Consider the following 22,567-nt stretch of genomic DNA (forward strand, 5'->3'; position numbering starts at 1 on the left):
AAGCGGCTTGGCGGGGGGCCGCCACGCCCGAGCGATAGGGGCGGATGGACCGGCCCGCAAGCCCCGCCAGCCTATGACAGGTCGTGCAGATCCTTGCCCAGATGCGGCTGGAGCGTCCAGTCCGAGAAGCGGACCTGAAGACCGCCGCGCTCCGGCGTGCAGGCCATCGGACCGACGCTGTAGCGCTCGGCTCGCGGAAACGGGCAAAGGCGCAGGAGCGGCCAGCGCTCGCCATCGGGCGAAATCTGGAGGCGCAGCACGCCGGCTTTCAGCGACACGCGCAGCCAGAAATCCGACGCGTCTCCTTCGAACGGGCCGGTTGCCCAGTCGGAGCGCCCGTCGGTGACGACGCTGCCCGCCATCGCCCGCCCGTCGGACACTTCGACGCCGAACTTCACCCAGCGCTCGGCATCCAGCCGCACCATGAGACCGGCTTGGTCATAGAGGCTCTCGAAACGGGCGCGCACGCGGACCTGCGCGGTGAAGCCATCGGATGTGTCGAGGCCGAGATGATGGCCGCTGTCGCGCGTGAACCCGTAATGCGTTTCGCGCCAGAAGTCGGTCGAGGGGCCGGTGGTCAGATCGAGAACGCCGTGTTCGAGCGCATGGGCGGGCGGCTCGTTCAGCCAGATGCCTTGGGCGAGTCCGTTCATTTCCTGTCCGTTCATCCGATGTCTCCTCCCGCATCCACGGGAGCCGACCCTGTGGATCGACCTTCGATCAGCGGCACGTCCCAGACCTCCACGAGGTCGGCGGCGGGCGTGCCCTGACGGCGCTCGATCGCCATATCCGCAAGACGCCGCCCCGCCAAGCGCACGCTGGAGCGCAGAACCGTGAGGCCGGGCGCGGCGATCTCGCTCGGCAGGGCGGCGATCACGTCGTCATGAGCCATCAGCGAAATGTCGTCCGGCACGCGCAGGCCCGCCGCCGCGATAGCGCGGGCCGCGCCCGTCGCCATCAGAACCGAGGAGCACAGAAACGCCGTTGGCCGCGCGCCCAAGGCGAGCATCCTGCTGGCGGCCGCAAAGCCCTGCGCGAAGGTTTGCGGCCCCTGTGCCATCAGGTCGGGGTCCGGCGCCAGGCCGGCTTCGGCTAAGGCGCGGACATAGCCCTCGCGCCGGTCCACCGCGTAGGCATAGAGCTCCTCGCCGTTGAGGAGCGCGATCCGGCGGTGGCCGAGTGCGATGAGATGGGCCGTGCCCTTGAAGAACGCGCCGAGATTGTCGACGCTCATCGAGGCGACGGCTTGGCCGAGCAGCGGTCGCCCGTGGCACACGACGGGAAAGTCGATCTCGGCGAGATCGGCGGTGTCGGGCCGGTCGAGAATGGGCGACAGAAGCACCAGCGCATCCACCGCGCCCGAGCTCACGATCCGCTCGCAGGCCGCCCGCTCCTCTCCCCTCTTGGTCGGAAAGAGATGGATCGCCATGCCTCGCTCCGCCGCCGTTTCCGCGATGCCGGTCAGGAGATCGGTGACGATCGGATTGTCCAGCATATTGTCGGCGATGCCGAACAGGAGACCGATCGCGTCCGCGCGGCCTGTGGCGAGGCGCTGGGCCGAAAGGTTCGGGCGGTAGTTCAGCCGCTTGGCCGCGTCCAGAACACGCTTGCGCGTCTTCGCGTTGACTTCGGGATAGCCGTTCAGCGCGCGGCTCACCGTCGCCGGCGACAGGCCGAGATAGTCTGCGAGGTCCTTGAGATTGCGGATCATCCCGCCACTTATCCCGTTCCACGATCAACGCCGCCCGAGCGCAACCTGCAAGCGACAAACCGATCCATGCCATGTTGACACAGAGTTTAAAGCGCTTCAAATTCAATGAAAGCGCTTTAAACAGTGCCGGGACGCAAATTTGCGGGATCATGCAGGACCGGAGCGGAACCGGCGGAAACCATGAGCCGCCGCATCGTCGCCAGGGAGGGCGACGGGGCGGAAGGCGGCGCTGATCGGAACGAAACGGGAGGACATCATATGCTGAAAGCATTCGCCGCAGGGCTCATCGCCGCCACGATTCTGGGAAGCGCCGGCGCGCACGCCGAAACCTTGAGCATCGCGCTCGGCTCGGTCGGGCGCGACGTGGACGAGATGCGCGGGCAGCTCGACGCGTTCGAGAAGGCGTCGGGCCACAAGGTGACCATCGTCACCATGCCAGCCTCCACGACGGACCAGTTCGGCCAGTATCGGCTCTGGCTTTCGGCCGGCAACAAGGATGTGGACGTCTATCGCACCGACGTCATCTGGGCGCCCCAGCTCGCCGCCAATCTCGTGGACCTGTCCGGCCCGATGAAGGACGTAATCGGCCAGCATCTGCCCGCGGTGATTCAGTCGCAGACCGTGGACGGCAAGCTCGTCGCCATGCCGCTCTTCGCGGACGCGCCGGCCCTCTATTACCGCAAGGACCTTCTGGAGAAGCACGGGCGCCAAGTTCCCAAGACTTGGGCCGAGCTGACAGAAACCGCCAAGTTCGTGCAGGACGCCGAGCGACAGGGCGGCAACGCGCAGATGAACGGCTTCGTGTTCCAGGGCGCGGCCTATGAGGGCCTGACCTGCGACGCGCTGGAATGGATCGCCTCCAATGGCGGCGGCCAGATCGTCTCGCCCGAAGGCGAGATCACCGTCAACAATCCCAAGGCTGCCGCCGCGCTCGATATGGCGCATGGCTGGGTCGGCATGATCGCCCCGCAGGGCGTACTGGGCTACATGGAAGAAGAGTCGCGCGGCGTCTGGCAGACCGGCAACGCCGTCTTCATGCGCAACTGGCCCTATGCCTATCCGCTGGGCAACGCGGCCGACTCTCCCATCAAGGGCAAGTTCGACGCCGTGCCCCTGCCGGCGGGCGAGGGCGGCCAGTCCGCCGCGTGCCTTGGCGGCTGGAACCTCGCCATCTCGCAATATTCCGAGCACAAGGACGCCGCGATCGAGCTGGTCAAGTTCCTGACCTCGGCCGAGGCGCAGAAGTCCCGCGCGCTCGGCACTGCGCGCCTGCCCACCATTCCCTCGCTCTACGAGGACCCCGAGATCGTGGCGCAGCAGCCGCTGGTGGCCAAGTGGAAGAGCGTCTTCGAAAACGCGACGCCCCGCCCCTCCGCGCCCACCAAGGCCAAGTATAACGAAGTCTCGCAGCAGTTCTGGACGGCGGCCAACAAGACGCTGGCCGGCCAAGGCGACGGTGCGGCCAACCTTCAGGACCTCGAGCGCCAGTTGCGCCGTCTGAAGCGTAACGCCTGGTAAGCTTCCGCCGCTGAGAGAACGGTGCCTTCGCCCCCGAGGCGAAGGCACATGGCATGAGCCCTTTCGACGCCGCGCCGCCACCCCGGCCGCGCGCCGGCTCGACCTCTCCCCTTTGCGAGGCGCTTGCGATGTCCAACGCCACACCCGGCGCCCCCCCCACCCGGAAAAGCTTCGAGGCCGAGCCCAAAGCCGGCCTGCCCGCCCCGAGCGCGCCATCCGCTCCGGCAGGCCGCTCGGCCCTGACGCGCCAGCGCCGGCGCGCCGCCTGGCTCTTCCTTCTGCCCATGCTGCTCGTTCTGGCGCTGGTCGCGGCCTGGCCGCTATTCCAGACCATCCAGTTCTCCTTCACCAACGCTCGCCTGTCCGACCTCGAAGGCGCGCAGTTCGTCGGCTTCGCCAACTATTACGAGTGGGTGGACTATGGAGGCGGAGAGGGTGAAGCCTTCGGCCTGCTCGCCGATCCCATCTGGTGGCAGGCGGTTTGGAACACGGTGCGCTACGCCATCATCTCGGTGTCGATCGAGACGGTGCTGGGTCTGATCTTCGCGCTCGTCTTGAACGCCGAGTTCAAGGGCCGTGCCCTGGTGCGCGCCGCCGTGCTGATCCCCTGGGCCATCCCGACCATCGTCTCGGCCAAGATGTGGGCCTGGATGATGAACGACCAGTTCGGCATCCTCAACGACATGCTCGTGAAGCTCGGCCTCATCTCCGCGCCCATCGCCTGGACTGCCTCGCCCGACACGGCCATGATCGCCGTGATCATCGTGGACGTCTGGAAGACCACGCCCTTCATGGCGCTGCTGATCCTCGCCGGGCTTCAGATGGTGCCGGGCGACGTCTACGAGGCGGCGAAGATCGACGGCGTGAACCCGGTCAAGGTCTTCTTCAAGGTGACGCTGCCGCTGATCCGCCCGGCGATCTTGGTCGCCGTAATCTTCCGCGCGCTGGATGCGCTGCGCGTCTTCGACCTCATCTACGTGCTGACGCCCAACAACCCGCAGACCAAGACCATGAGCGTCTATGCGCAGGAGAACCTGTTCCAGTTCGACAATTTCGCGCAAGGCTCGGCCGCCTCGACCATGCTCTTCCTGGTGATCGCGATGATCACCCTGCTCTACATCAAGACCGCCCGGCTCAATCTTGCAGGAGGCCAGTGATGAGTACTCGAACCCTCCAGCGCGCGGCCGGGCGGATCGGCTTCTACGCCCTCGTCATTGCCATCGTCGTGTTTTCGGTCTTCCCGTTCTACTACGCCATCCTGACCAGCCTGAAGAGCGGCACCGATCTCTTCCGCATCGACTATTGGCCGCGCGCGATCACGCTCGCCAATTACGAGGGCGTGCTGTCCACCGGCACGTTCCTGCGCAACATCCTGAACTCGCTGATCGTCGCGGTCTCGGTGGTGGCGATCTCGCTGTTTCTGGCCGTCACCGCCGCCTACGCCCTGTCTCGCGTCTCGTTCCGGGGACGCGGGCTCCTGCTGCTCACCATTCTCGCCGTGTCGATGTTTCCGCAGATCGCGGTGCTGGCGGGCCTGTTCGAGATGGTTCGCGCCATGGGCCTCTACAACACGCTCTTCTCGCTGATCTTCGCCTATATGATCTTCACGCTGCCCTTCACGGTCTGGGTCCTGACCACCTTCATGCGCGATCTGCCGGTCGAGATCGAGGAGGCGGCGATCGTGGACGGGGCTTCGCCCTTCACCATCATCCGCCGCGTCTTCCTGCCGCTGATGTGGCCGGCGCTGGTGACGACCGGGCTTCTCGCCTTCATCGCGGCCTGGAACGAGTTCCTCTTCGCGCTGACCTTCGTGGCCAACAACGACACGCGCACGGTGCCCGTCGCCATCGCGCTTCTGTCGGGCGCGTCCGAACAGGAAACGCCCTGGGGCACGATCATGGCCGCCTCCGTCGTCGTCACGGTGCCCTTGATCGTTCTCGTCCTCATCTTCCAACGCAAGATCATTTCCGGCCTCACCGCAGGCGGCGTGAAGGGTTAGTCCCGATGCTCGATAAAGTTCAAGCGACCTCCACCGAGAGCCCGGCGATCCAGCCGACGGCGACTCCCGATCGCGACTGGTGGCGCGGGGCTGTCATCTATCAGGTCTATCCCCGCTCGTTTCAGGACTCGAACGGCGACGGCGTGGGCGACTTGCCCGGCATCACCCAGCGCCTGCCCCATATCGCCAAGCTCGGGGCGGACGCGCTCTGGATCTCGCCCTTCTTCACCTCGCCAATGGACGATTTCGGCTACGACGTGTCGGACTATCGCGACGTCGATCCGATCTTCGGCACGCTCCAGGATTTCGACGCGCTGGTGGCGGAAGCCCATCGGCTCGGGCTCAAGGTCATGATCGACCTCGTTCTCTCCCATTCTTCCGACCGCCATCCCTGGTTCGTGGAAAGCCGCAAGGACCGCACCAACCCACGGGCGGACTGGTATGTCTGGGCCGAGCCCAAGGACGACGGCTCGCCGCCCAACAACTGGATGTCGAATTTCGGTGGCTCGTCCTGGGAGTGGGACGCCGGACGCCAGCAATATTACCTCCACAACTTCCTGATCTCGCAGCCCGACCTCAACTTCCACAATCCGGCCGTTCAGGACGCGATGCTGGATGTCGTGCGCTTCTGGCTCGACCGGGGCGTGGACGGATTTCGGCTGGATACGGTCAATTTCTACTTTCACGACGCCGAGCTTCGCGACAACCCGCCGCTGCACCCCGACGACTGGAACGAGCGCACCGCCCCGCGCGACCGGCCCTACAACCGGCAGGACCACCTCTACGACAAGAACCGGCCGGAAAATCTCGGCTTCCTCAAGCGCTTCCGCGCCCTGCTCGACGAATATCCGGCCGCAACGGCGGTGGGGGAAGTCGGCGAGCTGATCCGCGGCGTCGAGCTGATGCGCGAATATACCGAAGGCGGCGACCGGCTCCACATGAGCTATGCCTTCGACTTCCTGAACACGGAGCTGCCCGCGATCGACGACATCCGCCCGGTGATCGAGCGGTTCCTGGACGGGGGCACGGACGCCTGGGCCTGCTGGGCCTTTTCCAACCATGACGTGACGCGCCACGCGACGCGCTGGGCGGACGGGCAGGACGACCGGGACGCGGTGCTCAGGCTCGCCGCCGCGCTTCTTCTTTCTCTGCGCGGCTCGGTGTGCCTCTATCAGGGCGAGGAACTGGGCTTGAGCGAGGCCGAGATTCCCTTCGAGGATATCGTGGACCCCTGGGGCAAGCGCTTCTGGCCCACGATCAAGGGCCGCGACGGCTGCCGCACGCCCATGGTCTGGACCGCCGGCGCGCCGAATGGCGGCTTCACCACGGCCGCACGCCCCTGGCTGCCTGTGCCGCCGGAGCATCTGCCGCTGGCGGTGGATGCGCAGGAGGGCGTGGCGGGTTCTCTGATGGAGACCTATCGCAACTTCCTTGCCTTCCGTCGCCGCCATCCGGCGCTGGTGAAAGGCGACATCGCCTTCCACGATCTCGGCTCGGACTGCCTCGCCTTCACGCGCCGGCAAGGATCGGACGCGCTGCTCTGCGTCTTCAACCTGTCGCGTCGCGAAGCCGAGATCGACATGGGTGGGAATTTCCCGGGGGCGCGTCTCCTGAGCGAAGCGGGCGCGTTCGGCGCGCGGTTCGAGACAGGCCGCCTCGCGCTCGCGCGGCATGGCGCCGCCTTCTTGCAGCTGGATTGATCGACAGGGGGAGGACGACCAATGGCCCATCTCAAGCTGAGCGGCGTGCAGAAGCGCTATGGCGCGGTGGAAGTTCTGCACGACATCAATCTCGACATTCCCTCGGGCGAGTTCGTGGTCTTTGTCGGCCCGTCCGGCTGCGGCAAGTCCACGCTTCTGCGCACCATCGCGGGGCTGGAGGAGATTTCGGGCGGCACGTTCGAAATCGACGGGCGCGTCGTCAACGAGGAAACGCCCAAGCAGCGCTGCGTCGCCATGGTGTTCCAGTCCTACGCGCTCTATCCGCACATGACGGTCTACGACAACATGGCCTTCGGCCTGTCGCTGGAGAAGGGACAGGCCAAATCCGAGATCGATCGGCGGGTGCGGGAAGCAGCGAAGATGCTGCAGATCGAGCCCTATCTCGACCGCCTGCCCAAGGCCCTGTCGGGCGGTCAGCGCCAGCGTGTCGCCATCGGCCGGGCGATCACGCGCGATCCGAAGGTGTTCCTGTTCGACGAGCCGCTGTCCAATCTCGACGCCGCCCTTCGCGTGCAGACCCGCATCGAGATCGCGCGCCTGCACGAGCGGATGCCGAACACGACGATGATCTACGTCACCCACGATCAGGTCGAGGCGATGACGCTGGCGGACCGGATCGTGGTGCTGAACAAGGGCCATGTCGAGCAGGTCGGCACGCCTCTGGAACTCTACAACGATCCCGACAATCTCTTCGTCGCGCGCTTCATCGGCTCGCCCGCCATGAACATCCTGCCGCTGGCGGCCGATGGTAGCGATGGTAGCGGCGGCTGGGTCTTGAAAGGAGGCCGCTTGCGGGTGCCCGTCTCGGCCCCCGCCGGGGCAGGCGGCGAGTTCCATCTCGGCGTGCGGCCGGAGGACCTGTCGCTCGCGGGCGCGGAAGAGATCGCCCTGATCGAAGGGAAGGTGGCGCTGACCGAGGATCTGGGTGAGGTAACGCTGGTCTATGTGGATGTCGGACTGACGGACGAGCCTGTTGTGGCCAAGCTGCCCGGCAGCGTCAACCTTCAGCGCGGCGCGAACCTGCGCCTTACCGCCAGCGCGGACAAGCTGCGTTTCTTCGGCGCGGACGGGCGCGCCATCCGCCCGCCCCTTGCTCCAAAGCGGTTCGCGGCGGCGGGCTGAGCAGGGAAAGCGGCGAGGGCCGATCTCGCCGCGCCGGGGGCGATCGCATAACGGGAAGCGCTTGCCTCCGCCCGGACGGCGGGGTGCGTCCCCCTGCCCGATCCCGGATCTGGGGAACCGGCGGATTCGAGCCGACGCGCTTTACCGGATCGCAAAGCGATGGAGCCTAAGGTCGGCCGCATCGAGACCGACGAGGGACGAGTCATGGCACGCAACGAGGATCGGACAGCCGAAGCGCTGTCACGGGACGATCGCGCCGATGCCGGCTTCACGCTGGTCGAGCTTCTCGTGGTTCTGGCGATCATCGCGATGATTGCGACGCTCGTCGGCCCTCGCGTGCTCGGCTATATCGGCACCGCCAAGGCCGACACGGCGCGCACGCAGGTGCACAATCTCGCCAATGCCGTGGAACTCTACTACCTCGACACCGGCGCCTATCCGCAAGCCGACAAGGGCCTGGCCGCCCTCATGACGAATGACGGCTCGCCCGGCTGGAACGGCCCCTATCTCAAGAACCAGAGCGGCCTGACCGACCCATGGGGCCGACCCTATGCCTACGAAGTGTCTCCCGGCGGCTTCCGCATCGTCTCGCTCGGCCGCGATGGCGCACCCGGCGGCACGGGCGAGGACGCCGATATTTCGGGGCCTTGATAGGCGGAGCCGAAGCGGATTCGAGCGAAGGCCGTTCATTCGCAATGAAGGGCGGGAACGGCGGTCGTCGCCTTGGCTTCGACCGATCGCGTTCCAACGTTAGCCCCCGTCCCGAAAATCGTTCCGATCCGTCGCTCGAGCGCTCGCCTACCGCCGCCGTCGCCGATCTTCGAGTTCCCGGCCAAACCACCGGGCCGAGAATGATGATGTGTTTTAGGCGAGGCGCGCGTGAGGCGACGGCGCATCGGCGGTGCGGTCGCGACGAAATATCCTCCACAATGCACAGCGAGGACTCTGCCAAAACGCGCCGGGATGATCAGCGGAGCCTTTGGTTTGCACGCAGATCGAGCGGGCTTTGGTTGAGCAGATGTCATTAGGGAGGACGCGCTGGAACTTCCCCGTGCTAGCCCGCGCCTGGAACAGCCTTATCCGCGAGACGGCAGTCGGACAGCCTTAGGCTTGCTGTAGGCCTTGGGGCAAAACTCGTGTCGGATCAACGACATTGGAGGCGCGCGGCCCCCGATCACATTCGAGGCGACATTCCCGGTCTGTGGCCCACGGCCCTATGAGGATTGGCAGTTTCGAACCCGCAGTGGGCGGTCGGCAGGAAAGAGCCGGCGCGGCGGCGGTGACGAACGACAAGCGTCGGGCGTCCGCCAGACGGTCTTGCCACGTTTCACCGAGCTGACGCGAACGAGCCCTTAAACGGCGGATCGCTGCCGGCGATCGGGGCCGCGATAGGGGGCGGCGGCCGCGGGGGCAGGCAGGAGAAGCCGAATCGCGAGGGCGGCCGCCAGCATCCCGATCAACCAGACGAGCAGTATCGCGCCGAACCCCGCGCCCTGGTTCCATTCGCGCAGCACGCCCAGCGCGAAGGCCACAAGCCAGGAGGTCGCGGACACGGCCCCGCACGCGACGAACAGGCGCCGCTCGCGCCCGCGCCAGCGCCCGTCGATGGCGCGGGCAAGGGACTGGGAAAAGGGCGACAGGACACGGGTGTGCAGCACGAAGGCGTTGGCGGTCAGCGCCGTCACCACCACGATCTTGGCCCAGAGTTTGGGGCTCGCGAGGAAACTCGGATCGCTCGATACGGCGAGCGCCGTCAAAGCCGCGCCCGAGGCCCAGAGGAGGCCGAAGCCGACCATCACCACACGCCCGCCTGCGCCGAGAATGCTCGGCGCATAATCGGGCGCGCGCCCGGCGCGCATCCAGCCCAGAAGGTTCCCGTCCAAGAGAAGCGTGGTGCCCAAGCCAAGGCAGAGGCCGATCAGATGCACCATGCGCAGGAGCGAACGGAGTTCGACGGGCGGCAACGACCAGCCGGACAGCGCGCTCGCCGCGCCGCCATGCGCCGCCATTTCGAGCGGAAGCGAGCCGCGCAAATCCCAAGCGCCGCTCGGCACGGCCTCGGCCGCCTCCACAGTGAGCAGGAGCGCGAGGGCGACCAGAAGCGACGGCAAGACGGTCGGGCGAGGCGGCATGGCAGCCAGGATCGAGACGGCGACCGGCGCGGCCCTTCGGGCGCGGCCCGAAGGTGACACGAAGGAACGAGCGCCGCACGTTCCCCTATCGCCCATACTCGACCTCACCGAGCGGATGAGCGATCAGGGCGGCGGGCGGACGCCGGTCGTGCCGAGCAGGGCCCGTCCGGTCCCAGCGCCCGAAACAAAGGCGCGGACTGCGGAAGCGCCAAACGCCGCGCCGCATCGACGGGCCAGCCCGCGTGGTGCCTGCGTATGGGTCGGCCGGGACCGACGACATCACCAACCCATTGTCCATGCCCGTCCCTCCTCTTCCGGCCCCGAACCCTATGCCCTTTCCGCTAAAAGACCGTTTCGAAGCGGACTGGATACGGCGGACGAGACTGAACAGAACCGAACGAAAACCTTGCGAGGTCGATGCGAGACGTCTTCTCCGGGTGGGCGCCGTTGTGCGTCGGGGAGCGCGAAGCGTCTTCCCCGGCCCCTCCCGGAGACGCGCCGGTCGAAGCCGAAGCGCGTCAGCGTTTCAGGCGCGGCAGGAAGATGGTGGCAAGGCCCAGAAGCGGGAGATAGGAGGCGACGCGATACACGAATTCGATGCCTCGGGTATCGGCGAAATTGCCGAGGAACGCCGCTCCGAGACCGCCCGCGCCAAAGGCGAAGCCGAAGAAGATACCGCCGACAAGGCCGACCCGGCCGGGCAGAAGCTCCTGCGCGAAGACCACGATGGCCGGAAAGGCCGAGGCCAGAACGAGACCGATCACGACGGTCAGAAGCGCGGTCATGGGCAGGTTGGCATAGGGCAGCATCAGCGCGAAGGGGATGACGCCGAGGATCGAAAACCAGATCACGAAGCGCGCGCCGAGCTTGTCGCCGATCGGCCCGCCCGCGAAGGTGCCGACCGCCGCCGCGCCCAGGAACAGGAAGAGCATCAGCTGCGCCTCGCGCACCGTCAGCGCGAATTTGTCGATGACGAAGAACGTGTAATAGCTCGACAGGCTCGCCAGATAGACGTTCTTGGTCGCCGTCAGCAGAATCAGGATCGCCAGGGCCCAGAGCACCTTGCCGCGTGGCAGGGGCAGCGTCCGGCTCGCCGCCGGGCGACCCGCATGAGCCTTGCGATGGGCCGCATACCAGCGCCCGGACCAGGACAGGATAACGATGCCCAGAAGCGCGATCGCCGCGAACCAGGCGATGCTCGACTGGCCGAAGGGCAGAACGATAAAGGCCGCGAGCAGTGGGCCGATCGCGGTGCCCGCATTGCCGCCGAGCTGAAACAGCGACTGCGCGAAGCCATGCCGCCCGCCCGAAGCCAGCCGCGCGACGCGCGAGGATTCCGGGTGAAAGACGGCCGAGCCGAGGCCGACGAAACAGGCGGCCACCACCAGAAGCGGATAGTTGTGGGCGTGGGCCAGCAGGATGAGGCCGAAGAGCGTGCTCGTCATGCCCACAGGCAGCGAATAGGGCATGGGCCAGCGATCCGTCACCAGACCGACCACCGGCTGCATCAGCGAGGCGGTGATCTGGAAGGCCATGGTGAGGAGCCCGATCTGTGCGAAGTCGAGCGCGTAGTTCTGCTTCAGCAGCGGATAAAGCGAGGGCAGCAGCGACTGCATGATGTCGTTGAGCATGTGGCAGCCGCTCATCGCCACGAGGATCGAGAAGGTCGCCCGATCGGGTGACGCTTTCGAGGGCAGGGCCATATCGCTCATGATCGCTCTCTTCGGATACCAGGCGGCAGAGCGCCGGCCCCCTGGCCCCGCGCGATCTGTCCGTCACGCTTACCTTTGGTCCCTCAGCGGCCGCTTCGTCAACGGGCCTCGGCACCTCGCTGAGACGCGGAAATCCTAGCCGGCTGGCGCGACGCCCCGCCCGTCGCGTCAAGCCAACTTCGAGCGCGCGGGCCTTGCGCTCAAAGCGTGAGCGCTGTCTGTTGGATGCGTGATGGAGATCTCGCGCTCTCGTCGAACTTATCGGCGCGCCCGCGTTGGGCGACCGTTCTCCCGTTCGATATGAGCCTCGCGCAAGACGCGAACCATTATCATACTGTCGCGATAGCCGAGACTGTCAATCTGGATGGCAACCGGCTTCGAAGCGCTGTCTTTCGAAGAGCGAAACCTCCAGAGAGAGCGATACGAATAGTATCGATCATAGTCTGCAAAATTGAGTGTTCTGCCATCTCGCAGGTCAGTGAGGAACGTTTGCCCCATCAACAGGATCGGCCGTCCCTGCACGTAGAAAAGGAACTCCCTCAAGAGGGCCTTGGCCGGAGGGAGCGTATGGAGAGCGCAGACGGCGGCGACGAGAGCGCAAAACAGAACGAAATCGAGGAAAATTCTATTCGTATGAATTTTTGAAACAACGGCATAGATCACCATAATGGTAAAGATGACATGCGCCAGGAAGCCAAGCCATATCGAACCGCCGGCATATATCGCGACGGCTTCATTCTTGGCGGGAACAGGGATGCTACTGTCGCGAAAATTCCGCCACGCCCATATGCCGATGAGCAGCATGGCTGAAACGACGAAAATCATGTAGATGACAACGATGATCAACGAGGCATTCTCTTGGTCTCCCGTTCGACATCGCCTGTCGTGGCTATGATCGTGGCCTCACGATCTTAAGAATAGATCGGCGACTCCTTGTCGGCGATGCCCTGACCAGTTGCGCGATACGATCATTCGGTCGGAGCAGCCATGCATGGCGCGGCGTTATGTGTCTGCCCGCGGTTTCTCGCGCGGGTGTCGACGCCCTGACCACGTTATCCTACCCTTGGCCAGTCGCAGCCCCCCAGTTCAGGGAATGAGCCCGCCATTCCAGGGCACAAGGACGCTGGGTCGCCAGCGCAGTTCTCGAAACCGGAAGCGTCCAACGCTTGTTCGGGCCGACACATCAAAAGACGTGATCGACATCTCCCGCGATTGGCTCCATGCTCACTGGGAGAAGCCGGCCTCCAGCGGCTGCGCCGATCCTTGGAAGCGCGCGTCGAAAGGCCGAACGTGAAGACGAAGCGAGACGGCCGATCCGTTGCGGAAACCCGGCCGAACGATAGACCTTTGTCCAACGGTTCTTTTCGGTGTGTCCCCTGGGACGGCGCATGAATCATCCCGTCTTGATGGAACGTCGGGGACAATTCGAGACCCCAGGCGAAGCCGAGGCGTTGCGGGCCTTTCTCGCGCCCCTGTTCGACCTCACCCTGATGCACGACGCCCCCGTTTCCATAAGCTGCCACGCGCGCGCCACGGGCGGCGGGCTTGTGGTCCGTCTGGACGCCGGATCGCTCGAACTCGAGCGCGCCGTGGGCGCGGCGCGGCGCGGCGGCTGGGATCATCGCCTCGTGCTGCTCGCGTCGGCCGGGTCTTGCGACAGCACCGTGCGGGAGCACGTCCAGCCGCTGCGCTCGGGCGACATCGCCTTGTTCGACATGGCGCGGTCCTTTCGGCTCAGCATCCAACGCCCCGCCAGCCTCGTTCTCCTTTTTCTGCCGCGAAGCACGCCGCTCGAAAGCCTGCCGCCGCATGGCCGGCATCTTCCGGCGGAGGATGTGATGAATGGGCTGATCGTGCCTCCGATCCGCTTGCTGGCCGACGGTCCGGCCCCCCTGTCCCCAACGGAAGCCAGCGCCTTGATCGATGCGATCGCGCTTCTGGCTCAAGCGCCGCCGCCGGACGCACCGGATCGGCTGACCGATCTCTGGGCGCTTCTGGACGCTTGCGCCAGCAATGCCGAGTGGCCTCCGGGGCGCATGGCGGCGGCGCTCGGCTTGTCACGGACGGGCCTGTATCGCCTGGCCACGTCCGAAGGCGGCGTCAGCGCGATGCGGCAGGATGCGCGGCTGCGCCACGCCGTCATGCTTCTCATGGATCCATCGGGCCCGGTCCGCGCTGTGGCCGACGTCGCGCTCGCGTCGGGCTTTGCGTCGCCGGCGCATTTCTCGCGCTTGTTTCGACAGCGCTTCAGCCTCTCGCCGCTGGAATTTCGAACGCGCGTCCGCGACAGCGGCGAAGCCAGGCTCGACCCGCGCTTCGCCCTGTGGCTGGAGCGTGGGCTGAACGGGGTCGACCCTTCCTGAGTGGGCAAGAGCGGGGCCGCTTCGGCGCGGAGGGATTGGCCCCCCGCAGCCCTTCCGCGGGCCGGAACGGACGGAGGATCACCGGCCGGATGATCGATCCATCCCGTCCCTGAAATTCCCGCAGCCTGATAGTAAAAAGAAAGATTAGAAGATTTCTAATATAGGCGCCACAGGCCTTTGCTTTCTTCCAAAACAAACAAAGAACCTGAGCCAGCTACTCTTGTTTGGGGCGGGGCTATGCTTTAGGGAGCGGACGCACCTTATCTTCTCAAGGAATCGAACCTTGGTCTCCCGGACGTCCCTCGCCGCCGTATCGAGCCTACTTGCGCTTCTGAGCGCCGCCGCGTCCCCCGCCCTGGCCGCTCAGACGCAATACCCGCTGAAGATCGAGAATTGCGGCGTCGAAGTCACGTTCGACAAGGCCCCGACGCGCACCGTGGCGCTGGGCGCCAACAGCGCCGAAATCCTGCTCCTTCTCGGCCTGCAGGACAAGCTCGTCGCCAGCGCCTTCTGGCCGAGCAAGGTCATGCCGGAGCTGGCCGCCGCCAACGAGAAGGTGAAGGTGCTGACGGTCGAGATCCCGACCTTCGAGAGCGTGTTGGCCGAAGAGCCCGATTTCGTCGCCGCGCAGACCGTGCTTCTGATGGGGCCCGAGAGCAAGGTCGCCAAGCGCGAGGACTATGCCAAGCTGAACATTCCGACCTACCTCTCGCCCAGCACCTGCGCCAACAAGCAGGACACCAAGGACATCTACGGCAGCCGTTCCGAACTCTGGAACATGGACGCGGTCTACAAGGAGATCGACGATCTTTCGCGGATCTTCGACGTTCAAGACAAGGGACAGGCCGTCATCGCCGACTTCAAGCAGCGCGAGGCGGCGCTGCGCGAGAAGGCCAAGGCGCGCGGTAAGGACTATTCGTACCTATTCTGGTTCTCCAGTCCCTCCCCGTCGGCCGACGCCTATCTCACCGGCAAGCTCGGACCCGGCGGCTATATCGCCGATCTTCTGGGTGGACATAGCGCCGTCGAGAGCGAAGCCGAATGGCCGACCATGGGCTGGGAGGGCATCATCGCCACCAATCCGGGCGTGATCGTCGTGGCCGATCTCGACCGCAACCGCTGGGCGCTCGACAAGCCGGCCGCCAAGATCGAGTTCCTGAAGACCGATCCGGCCGTCAGCCAGCTGGACGCGGTCCAGAAGGGGCGCATCGTGGTGATGGATGGACAGGCCATGAACCCCACGATCCGCACGATCCGGGGCGCCGAGCAGGTCGAGAAGCAGTTGGAAGCCCTGTCGGCAGACTCGAAGTGATTTCATCCGCCTTGGCAGGATTGAGACGGCAGGCCGGTTTCGGCCTGCTTCTTGCGTTTTGCGCCGTGCTGACGCTCGCCGCGATCGCGTTGAGCGTGCGCACGGGCGACCTGCCGATTTCGCCGGAAACGACCTTCTATGCCGTGACCAACAGCCTGGGCTGGAGCCATGTCCCGCTCAATCGTATCCACGAAAGCGTGGTGATGGACTACCGCCTCAGCCGGGCGCTCGCGGCGGCCTTCTGCGGGGCGGGGCTGGCGCTGTGCGGCGCGGTGCTGCAATCGCTCCTGCGCAACGCCTTGGCCGAGCCCTATGTGCTCGGCATCTCGGCCGGCGCATCGACGGGCGCGGTGTCGGTCGTGGTGATCGGGCTCGGCGCGGGGGCGCTGACGCTCTCCATGGGCGCGTTCGTCGGGGCCTTCGTGGCGTTTCTGTTCGTGGCGCTCCTGTCCAACGGCACGCGCGGGGGCACGGATCGCACGATCCTGTCTGGCGTCGCCGCCTCGCAGCTCTTCAACGCGCTGACCTCCTATATCGTCACCACGGCGGCCGACGCGCAGCAGGCGCGCGACATCATGTTTTGGCTGCTCGGCAATTTCAGCGGCGTGCGCTGGCCCGATGTCCAGCTCGTCTCGGTCGTGGTGCTGGCCGGTCTCGTGCTCTGCCTTCTCTATGCGCGCGTCTTGGACGCGTTCGCTTTCGGGGATGACGCCGCCGCCTCGCTTGGCATCCATGTCGGCCGCACCCGGATCATCCTGTTCGCGGGAACGGCACTGATGGCGGCGACCATCGTCAGCATGGTCGGCTCGATCGGCTTCGTGGGCCTCGTCGTGCCCCATGCCGCGCGCTTCCTCGCCGGCCCGCTCCACACGCGCCTTCTGCCGGCCTGCGCCATCACGGGCGCGATCTTCATGGTTCTGGCCGACACGGCCTCGCGCGCCCTGATCCCGCATCAGGTCCTGCCCGTGGGCGTCGTCACGGCGCTGGTCGGCGTGCCCTTCTTCTCCCTCATCCTCTATCGGTTCCAGCGCCCCTCATGAGCATCCTTGCCGACAACATCTCCTGGCGGATCGGCAAGAAGACCGTGGTGGACGGCGTGTCGCTCCGGGCCGAGCCCGGCAAGGTCCTGGGACTTCTCGGCCCCAACGGCTCGGGCAAGACCTCGCTTCTGCGCATCCTGTCGGGCCTTCGACAGCCGCACGAAGGGTCGGTGCGCCTCGACGGCACGGAGATGCGCAGCATCGGCCGCCGCGCGCTGGCCCAGCGCATCGCCTTCGTGGAACAGCACGCCAACACCACGGCGGATCTCTGCGTGATCGATGTGGTCAAGCTCGGCCGCTTTCCCCATCGCTCGCCCTTTGCCGGCTGGGGCGCGGCCGACGAGGCGGCGGTGAACCAGGCGATCTCGCGCGCGGGCCTCGAGCACAAGCGCCATGACCGCTGGCAGAGCCTGTCGGGGGGCGAGCGGCAGCGCGTTCATATCGCACGCGCGCTGGCTCAGACGCCGACGGAACTGCTTCTGGACGAGCCGACCAACCATCTCGACATTCATCACCAGATCAGCCTGCTCCAGCTGATCTCCAGCCTGTCGCTCACCTGCATCGTGTCGCTGCACGACCTGAACCACGCGGCCATGTTCTGCGACCGGCTGATCGTCATGAACCAAGGCCGTATCGTCGCCTCGGGGTCACCGGAGGAGGTGATGACGGAACGCCTGCTGCGCGATGTCTTCGCGGTGGATGCGCGGGTCGAAGCCTCGCCGCACCATTCGCGTCCGCATGTGCAGTTCCTGCCCTTCCAGCCGGGCGTGGCGTCGGGCAGTCCGCACCGGGGCTGAAGTTCGGCCGCACGATCCTTGGGTCGACCGCGCGGCCTTTCCGGTCTCAGATGGCGAGTTGCCGGCGCATGTCTTCCAGCCGCTCCATCGCCACCACGCCGTCATGAATGGTCGGCGCGGGCGTCGCCTCGCCCCGCAAGGCCGGGACGACATCGGCCAGGAGCGAGTGATAGCCCTTGTAGTCCTCGTTGGCGGCCGCGGTGAAGTTCGGCTTCCAGGTCAGCGTGTCTTCGTTGTCGAGAAGCGTGGCGGCGGGGTCGGCCACCTTGAAGGGCGGGTTGCGGTGCCAGCGCACTTCCACCACGTCCTCGACCTCCAGCCGCTGATGATCGCCCATGATCTCGATGCGCTCCACCGGCGTGCCGCGTGATTGCACCGTGCCCATGACCACCGTGCCGATCGCCCCGCATTCGAAGTCGAAGCCGACATGGAAGAGGATGCGGCCCGGCGTCTTCTCGACCTTGCGCGCCGCGATCCTCGTCACCGGCGAGACGAGATGCGACACGAGATCCATGTAATGGACGCAGTGATGCAAGAGGAAGCCGGTGTAATCGACATTGCCTTCGAAGTAACCCGGCGCGGTCATGTAATAGCCGGTGAGGCCCAGCACATCGCCGAAGCGGCCGGACTTCAGGACATTGTGGGCGATCTTGTTGCCGACCGAATAGCGCTTCATGAAGCCGACCAGAAGCGGCTTGCCCGCGCGGTCGGACGCGGCGGCGAGTTGGCGCGCGCCCTCGGCTGAGCCGGACGGCGGCTTTTCCATAAAGACGGGCAGGCCCCGCTTCAGCGCCTTCACACCGAAGGCCAGATGCTGGTCCGGCCCGACCGCCATGCCGACAGCGTCCAGCCCCGGCGTTGCGATCAACTCTTCGGCGTCCTGCGTCAGCGTGCGAACGCCGAACTGCCGCCCGGCGGAGGCAAGCCTGGTGGCGTCGATGTCGCAGAGCGCCGCGATCTCGACATCGTGGCGCAGAAGCTGGGGCAAGAGCATCTGCGTCGCGTGGATGCCGCAGCCGATCCAACCGATCCGAAGTGTCATCGTCTGAATTCCGTCAAAGCGAGATGGGATTTGATGAAGCTGGCGCTGGCTTCCAGCCGGGCGCTTTCGTCCTCGTGCGGCGCGCGCCACTGCGCGAAGGGCACGCCGAACCGATCGTCATTGCGCCGGAAGGGCTCCAGCGAGACGGGGCCGGTGTAGGACACCTCGTGCAGCGCGCGGCAGACGGAGACCCAGTCCACCGAGCCCGTGCCGGGAAAGCCGCGATGGTTCTCGTTGGCCTGGAAATGCTTCAGCCGCGAACCGCCGAGCCGGATGGCCTCGGCGATGGAGGCTTCTTCCATCGCCATGTGGAACGTGTCGAGCATGAGCTGGATGGCGGGATGGTCCACCGCGTTCAGAAGCTCGATGGCCTGTTGCGTCGTGCACAGGACATCGCTCTCGAAGCGGTTCAGCGGCTCGACGGCGAGCGTCACGCCCGAGCCCGCTGCGTGCGCGCCCGCGATCTGGAGCCCTTCGACGCAGCGCGCCTTGCAGCCCAGGCGCTCGTCTTCCGAGACCGGCGCGGGCGCGCGCCCGGCGAAGACGAGGGGATTGCCGGTCAGCGGGCCGCCAACGATCGTGGCGCCGAGCTCCACGGCGGTATCCACAGCATAGCGGAGATAATCGACGCCGCCCTGCCAGTTCGGCTTCTCGGCTGAAGAGAGATTGCGCTGGAGATTGACGCGGGCGGCCAGCACCACGCCGAGCCCGGCGTCGGCGAGCGCCCTGGCGGTTTCTTTCGTATCGAGTTCGCCCGGCTCAGGGACCAGCAGTTCGACGAAATCGAAGCCGAGCGCCTTCATCCTGGCGAAGAGCGGGAAATGCTCAGGCCCGAAGGGCCTTGCATATTGCATGGAGATCAACCCGACCGGGTTCATGGAAGCGTCTTTCCTGCGACGTGAAAGGGAGGGGTGCGGATGGGTCAGCCCTTGACCGCGCCCTGTGTGAGGCCGCCGACGAGCCGGCGCTGAACAAGAAGGAAGAGGATGGTGACGGGCAGCGCGCCGAAGACGCCGCCAGCGGCCAGCAGGCCCCATTCGATCTGGAACTCGCCGATCAGCGTCTGGATCGCGACCGTGACGGTGCGCACGTTTCGCCCGCCGAGCGTCAGGGCGTAGAGATATTCGTTCCAGGCGGTGATGAAGATGTAGATGCCGGTGGAGATGATGCCCGGCAACGCCAGCGGCAGCACGACCCGGCGCATGGCGGACAGGCGCGAGCAGCCGTCGATCATCGCCGCCTCGTCGAGGCTCTTGGGGATCGCCCCGACATAGCTCGTCAGCATCCAGACCGCGAAGGGAATGGCGGTCGTCGCATTGGCGATGATGAGGCCGAGATGCGTGTCCAGAATGCCGAACCGGCGCATCAGGACAAAGAGCGGCAGGATCAGGAGCACGATCGGGAACATGTTGACGAGCAGGAATTGCAGCATCAACAAGCGCCGCCCCGGAAAGCGGAAGCGCGAGAAGGCATAGGCCGCCGAGACCGAGACGAGAAGGCCGAGCGCGACCGTGCCGAGCGCCACGATGAGGCTGTGGCCCATATTGGCGAGAAACGAGGTGCGCCCGAGAAGCCGGGCGTAATTGTCCGAGCTCCAGCCCGCCGGCGTCAGCGACACGCCCCGGGCCGCGATGTCGGCCGAGGGGGTGAGCGAGGTCAGCACCATCCAGGCGAAGGGGCCGACGGCGAGCAGCACGACGAACGCCGCCGGCAGATGGATGGTGAGAAGGCGCTTCAGAAAGCTGGAGCGGTTCATCGTTCCACCTCCCGCATGGTGCGCGCGATATACACCGCGACGATCGAGCCGAGGATGAGAGTGAAGGTGACGGCGATGGAGGAGCCATAGCCGAAGTCGAGGTTCTGCCGCGCCTTGACGAAGGCGTAGAGCGGCAGGGTCGTGGTGGAATAGCCCGGCCCGCCCCCGGTCATGACGAAGATCACGTCCATCGAATTCGCCACCCAGATGACCCGCAGGAGGCCAGCCGTCGCCAGAACCGGCGCGATGCCGGGCAGCGTGATGTGGCGGAACTGACGCCAGGCGCTCGCCCCGTCGATCGAGGCCGCCTCGTACTGGCTCTTCGGAATGCCTTGGAGCGCGGCGAGGATCATGACCGCGAAGAAGGGAAAACCCTGCCAGGTCAGTGTCGCGATGATGGCGTAGAGCGCGACGCCGGGATCGGCCAGCCAGGGAACGGCCGTGGTGATGACGGTGAGATAGAGAAGCAGATCGTTGAGGACGCCGATATTGGGATCGTAGATCCAGCGCCACATGAGCGCGATCACGACGCTCGGCAGCGCCCAGGGGATGATGACGAGCGCCCGTGCCAGACCCCGCCAAGCGAATTCCTGATTGAGAAGCAGCGCGGTCAGCAGCCCGAGCCCCATCTGGAGCGGCACGGTCAGGCCGATCCAGATCGCGGTGTTGCCGAGCGCTTCCCAGAAGACGGGATCGGCGAAGAGCTTGACGTAATTGGCAAGCCCCACGAAGCGGCTGGCATTGGGCTTGAACAGGACGAGATCGGTAAAGCTCGTCACCACCGCCTCGATCATCGGCAGGAAGACGACGACGAGCACCACGAGAACCGCCGGGGCCAGCAGCGCATAGGGCATGAGCCGCGCCCGCGAGAAGGCTCGGCGGGGGCGGGGCGCGCCCTCCAGGGCGGCCAGATCGTCAAGACTGGACATCGGAAAACCTCGCTGGCCCGGCGGATCACCGCCCACGGCACTCGAAGAAAAGGCGCGCCGCCGCCCGAACGCGGATCGCACGGAGGGCGGCGCGGCCGAGCCCCGGAGGCTCGCAACCCGAACGGGTCGATGCGGGCGGAGGGGCTATTCGCGGCTCACGCTTGGCGGCGAGCCGGAGACAGCACCCTCCCCCGTCGACGAGCGGACTCTTTACTGCGGAAACAAGGATTGCAGGCGCTTCATCATCTCGGCCGAGCTAATCTGCCCGGTCATGGCCTGCTGCATCATCGGCTGCCATGTCGTGTTGACGAAGTCGGCGGTCGCGGAGGATTGCGGCAGAACGGCCGCGAAGGGCAGCGAGGCGAGCGTTGCGTCCACGAAGCGCTTCTCATGGCCCGTCCAACCCGCCGAGCCGGTCTTGGTCACCGGAAGCTGGTTGGTAGCCTTCACGAACTCGACATTGTTTTCGGGCTCGGCCAGGAACGAGATCCACTTCCACGCGGCGTCCTTCGCCTCGGACTGCGAGAAGATGGCGAGCGACTCGTCGCCGTAGGACGTCCACGCCTTGCCGTCGCAGGCCGGCACGGGCACGGCCGACACCTTGTCGCCGAGCGCGGCCACCAGATCCTTGGACGAGCCGATATGGTGGATCGTCATCGCCGTCTTGCCGGACTTGAACGCGCCGATGATCTCCTGGAACCCGTCATTGGGCGAGGAGGGCGGGATCGACTTGTCCTGCGCGAACATGTCGATCAGCCATTGATTGGCGGCGATGGCTTGAGGGTTGTCGAGCCCGCCGGGCTTGAGCTCGGCCCCGCGCGAGAAGACGAACGTACCCCACTGGTCCCAGCCGCCCTTGCCGCCCCGGAAGCCGAAGCCATAGGTTTCGGGCGCCTTGGTCAGCGTCTTGGCGGCGGTGCGGAATTCCTCGCAGGTCTTGGGCGGCTGGAGGCCGGCGGCCTGGAACAGGTCCGTGCGATAATAGAGATAAAGAACGACATATTGGATCGGCAGGTAATAGTTCTGCCCGTCCGGCCCGGCGTTCAGCTTCAAGAGGTTGTCGAGAAGCTCGGCCTTGCCGGCCCAGGCGTCGATCCGCGCGCCCAGCGGCTCCAGCGCGCCCATTTCCAGAAGGCGCGGCTGGGCGAAGAGCTTCACCATGGCCGCGTCCGGCGCGTTGCCGCCGACCAGCGCCGTGTAGAGATTGTCGTAATAGCTGTTCCAGGGAACGTTCTCGGCCTCGATCGTGACGCCCGGATTGGCCTTCTGGAACTTGTCCACGAGCGCCGACATCGGGTTCTCGGGATTGTCGAAATGGTACCAGAAGCGCACCGTCTCGGCCTGTGCCCCGGTTGCGCCGAGCGTGGTGATAAGCGCGAGCGCGCTGGCGAGCGCCTTCAGCTTGGTCATGGT

20 protein-coding genes are annotated in these 22,567 nt (G+C 66.0%); 10 read left to right on the plus strand and 10 right to left on the minus strand.

Annotated features, from left to right (window positions below; translation table 11 throughout):
• Positions 1-71 precede the first annotated feature (71 nt).
• Both AUL36_RS06520 and AUL36_RS06525 read right to left on the minus strand, forming a co-directional pair.
• Positions 72-668 (minus strand): DUF1349 domain-containing protein, encoded by a 597-nt coding sequence (locus tag AUL36_RS06520; RefSeq protein ID WP_244497057.1) that lies wholly within the window; start codon positions 666-668, stop codon positions 72-74.
• Positions 665-1,711 carry a LacI family DNA-binding transcriptional regulator gene (locus AUL36_RS06525; protein WP_062219128.1) on the minus strand — a complete coding sequence of 349 codons (1,047 nt, stop codon included), beginning with the start codon at positions 1,709-1,711 and terminating at the stop codon, positions 665-667. Before AUL36_RS06525 ends, AUL36_RS06520 begins: the two co-directional genes overlap by 4 nt.
• Before the next feature lie 258 nt (positions 1,712-1,969).
• On the opposite strand from AUL36_RS06525, the gene AUL36_RS06530 reads away from it, so the two are divergent.
• The 6 genes from AUL36_RS06530 to gspG all read left to right on the plus strand — a co-directional run bounded on the left by AUL36_RS06530 (position 1,970) and on the right by gspG (position 8,722).
• Entirely contained in the window at positions 1,970-3,229 is a 1,260-nt protein-coding gene (locus AUL36_RS06530; protein ID WP_062219183.1) for an ABC transporter substrate-binding protein, read from the plus strand.
• Between the two features lie 128 nt (positions 3,230-3,357).
• On the plus strand, positions 3,358-4,386 hold the full coding sequence (locus tag AUL36_RS06535) for a carbohydrate ABC transporter permease (protein ID WP_082655668.1): 1,029 nt from the start codon (positions 3,358-3,360) through the stop codon (positions 4,384-4,386).
• Complete coding sequence (locus AUL36_RS06540) at positions 4,386-5,228, plus strand: carbohydrate ABC transporter permease (protein WP_062219130.1); 843 nt, start codon at positions 4,386-4,388, stop codon at positions 5,226-5,228. Before AUL36_RS06535 ends, AUL36_RS06540 begins: the two co-directional genes overlap by 1 nt.
• 5 nt (positions 5,229-5,233) lie before the next feature.
• Positions 5,234-6,928, plus strand: a complete 1,695-nt coding sequence (locus AUL36_RS06545; protein ID WP_062219132.1) for an alpha-amylase family glycosyl hydrolase — start codon at positions 5,234-5,236, stop codon at positions 6,926-6,928.
• Positions 6,929-6,949: 21 nt separating this feature from the next.
• On the plus strand, positions 6,950-8,071 hold the full coding sequence (locus tag AUL36_RS06550) for an ABC transporter ATP-binding protein (protein ID WP_062219134.1): 1,122 nt from the start codon (positions 6,950-6,952) through the stop codon (positions 8,069-8,071).
• Between the two features lie 204 nt (positions 8,072-8,275).
• Complete coding sequence (gspG, locus tag AUL36_RS06555; RefSeq protein ID WP_058598804.1) at positions 8,276-8,722, plus strand: type II secretion system major pseudopilin GspG; 447 nt, start codon at positions 8,276-8,278, stop codon at positions 8,720-8,722.
• A gap of 701 nt (positions 8,723-9,423) precedes the next feature.
• On the opposite strand, the gene AUL36_RS06560 is transcribed toward gspG, so the two are convergent.
• From AUL36_RS06560 to AUL36_RS06570, 3 genes are all read right to left on the minus strand, one after another.
• Positions 9,424-10,203, minus strand: coding sequence for a hypothetical protein (locus AUL36_RS06560; RefSeq protein ID WP_062219135.1), 780 nt, complete (start codon positions 10,201-10,203; stop codon positions 9,424-9,426).
• A gap of 518 nt (positions 10,204-10,721) precedes the next feature.
• Positions 10,722-11,906, minus strand: a complete 1,185-nt coding sequence (locus tag AUL36_RS06565; protein ID WP_062219185.1) for an MFS transporter — start codon at positions 11,904-11,906, stop codon at positions 10,722-10,724.
• A gap of 267 nt (positions 11,907-12,173) precedes the next feature.
• Entirely contained in the window at positions 12,174-12,761 is a 588-nt protein-coding gene (locus AUL36_RS06570) for a hypothetical protein (RefSeq protein ID WP_062219137.1), read from the minus strand.
• A gap of 542 nt (positions 12,762-13,303) precedes the next feature.
• Between AUL36_RS06570 and AUL36_RS06575 the strand changes: the two genes are divergently transcribed.
• The 4 genes from AUL36_RS06575 (at position 13,304) to AUL36_RS06590 (ending at position 17,427) form a co-directional block, all read left to right on the plus strand.
• The gene (locus AUL36_RS06575) at positions 13,304-14,278 is read left to right on the plus strand and encodes a helix-turn-helix transcriptional regulator (protein ID WP_062219139.1); all 975 of its coding nucleotides are present in this window, start codon (positions 13,304-13,306) and stop codon (positions 14,276-14,278) included.
• A 283-nt stretch (positions 14,279-14,561) separates the two neighbouring features.
• Entirely contained in the window at positions 14,562-15,590 is a 1,029-nt protein-coding gene (locus AUL36_RS06580; RefSeq protein WP_058598701.1) for an ABC transporter substrate-binding protein, read from the plus strand.
• Positions 15,591-15,610: 20 nt separating this feature from the next.
• Complete coding sequence (locus AUL36_RS06585) at positions 15,611-16,630, plus strand: FecCD family ABC transporter permease (RefSeq protein ID WP_374700742.1); 1,020 nt, start codon at positions 15,611-15,613, stop codon at positions 16,628-16,630.
• A complete protein-coding gene (locus AUL36_RS06590) occupies positions 16,627-17,427 on the plus strand; it encodes an ABC transporter ATP-binding protein (protein ID WP_062219141.1) in 801 nt (266 codons plus the stop codon). The genes AUL36_RS06585 and AUL36_RS06590 overlap by 4 nt, the downstream gene beginning before the upstream one ends.
• A 46-nt stretch (positions 17,428-17,473) precedes the next feature.
• Here AUL36_RS06590 and AUL36_RS06595 read toward each other — a convergent pair whose 3' ends face one another.
• The 5 genes from AUL36_RS06595 to AUL36_RS06615 form a co-directional block, all read right to left on the minus strand.
• Positions 17,474-18,469 carry a Gfo/Idh/MocA family protein gene (locus AUL36_RS06595; protein ID WP_062219143.1) on the minus strand — a complete coding sequence of 332 codons (996 nt, stop codon included), beginning with the start codon at positions 18,467-18,469 and terminating at the stop codon, positions 17,474-17,476.
• Complete coding sequence (locus tag AUL36_RS06600) at positions 18,466-19,347, minus strand: sugar phosphate isomerase/epimerase family protein (RefSeq protein WP_062219145.1); 882 nt, start codon at positions 19,345-19,347, stop codon at positions 18,466-18,468. The genes AUL36_RS06595 and AUL36_RS06600 overlap by 4 nt, the downstream gene beginning before the upstream one ends.
• Positions 19,348-19,391: 44 nt before the next feature.
• Positions 19,392-20,225, minus strand: a complete 834-nt coding sequence (locus AUL36_RS06605) for a carbohydrate ABC transporter permease (RefSeq protein WP_062219147.1) — start codon at positions 20,223-20,225, stop codon at positions 19,392-19,394.
• On the minus strand, positions 20,222-21,079 hold the full coding sequence (locus AUL36_RS06610; RefSeq protein WP_306302825.1) for a carbohydrate ABC transporter permease: 858 nt from the start codon (positions 21,077-21,079) through the stop codon (positions 20,222-20,224). Before AUL36_RS06610 ends, AUL36_RS06605 begins: the two co-directional genes overlap by 4 nt.
• A gap of 285 nt (positions 21,080-21,364) precedes the next feature.
• The gene (locus tag AUL36_RS06615; RefSeq protein WP_062219151.1) at positions 21,365-22,564 is read right to left on the minus strand and encodes an ABC transporter substrate-binding protein; all 1,200 of its coding nucleotides are present in this window, start codon (positions 22,562-22,564) and stop codon (positions 21,365-21,367) included.
• Positions 22,565-22,567: the final 3 nt, after the last annotated feature.

The sequence above is a fragment of the Aureimonas sp. D3 genome (genome assembly GCF_001463805.1).
GTDB classification, from domain to species: domain Bacteria; phylum Pseudomonadota; class Alphaproteobacteria; order Rhizobiales; family Rhizobiaceae; genus Aureimonas; species Aureimonas ureilytica_A.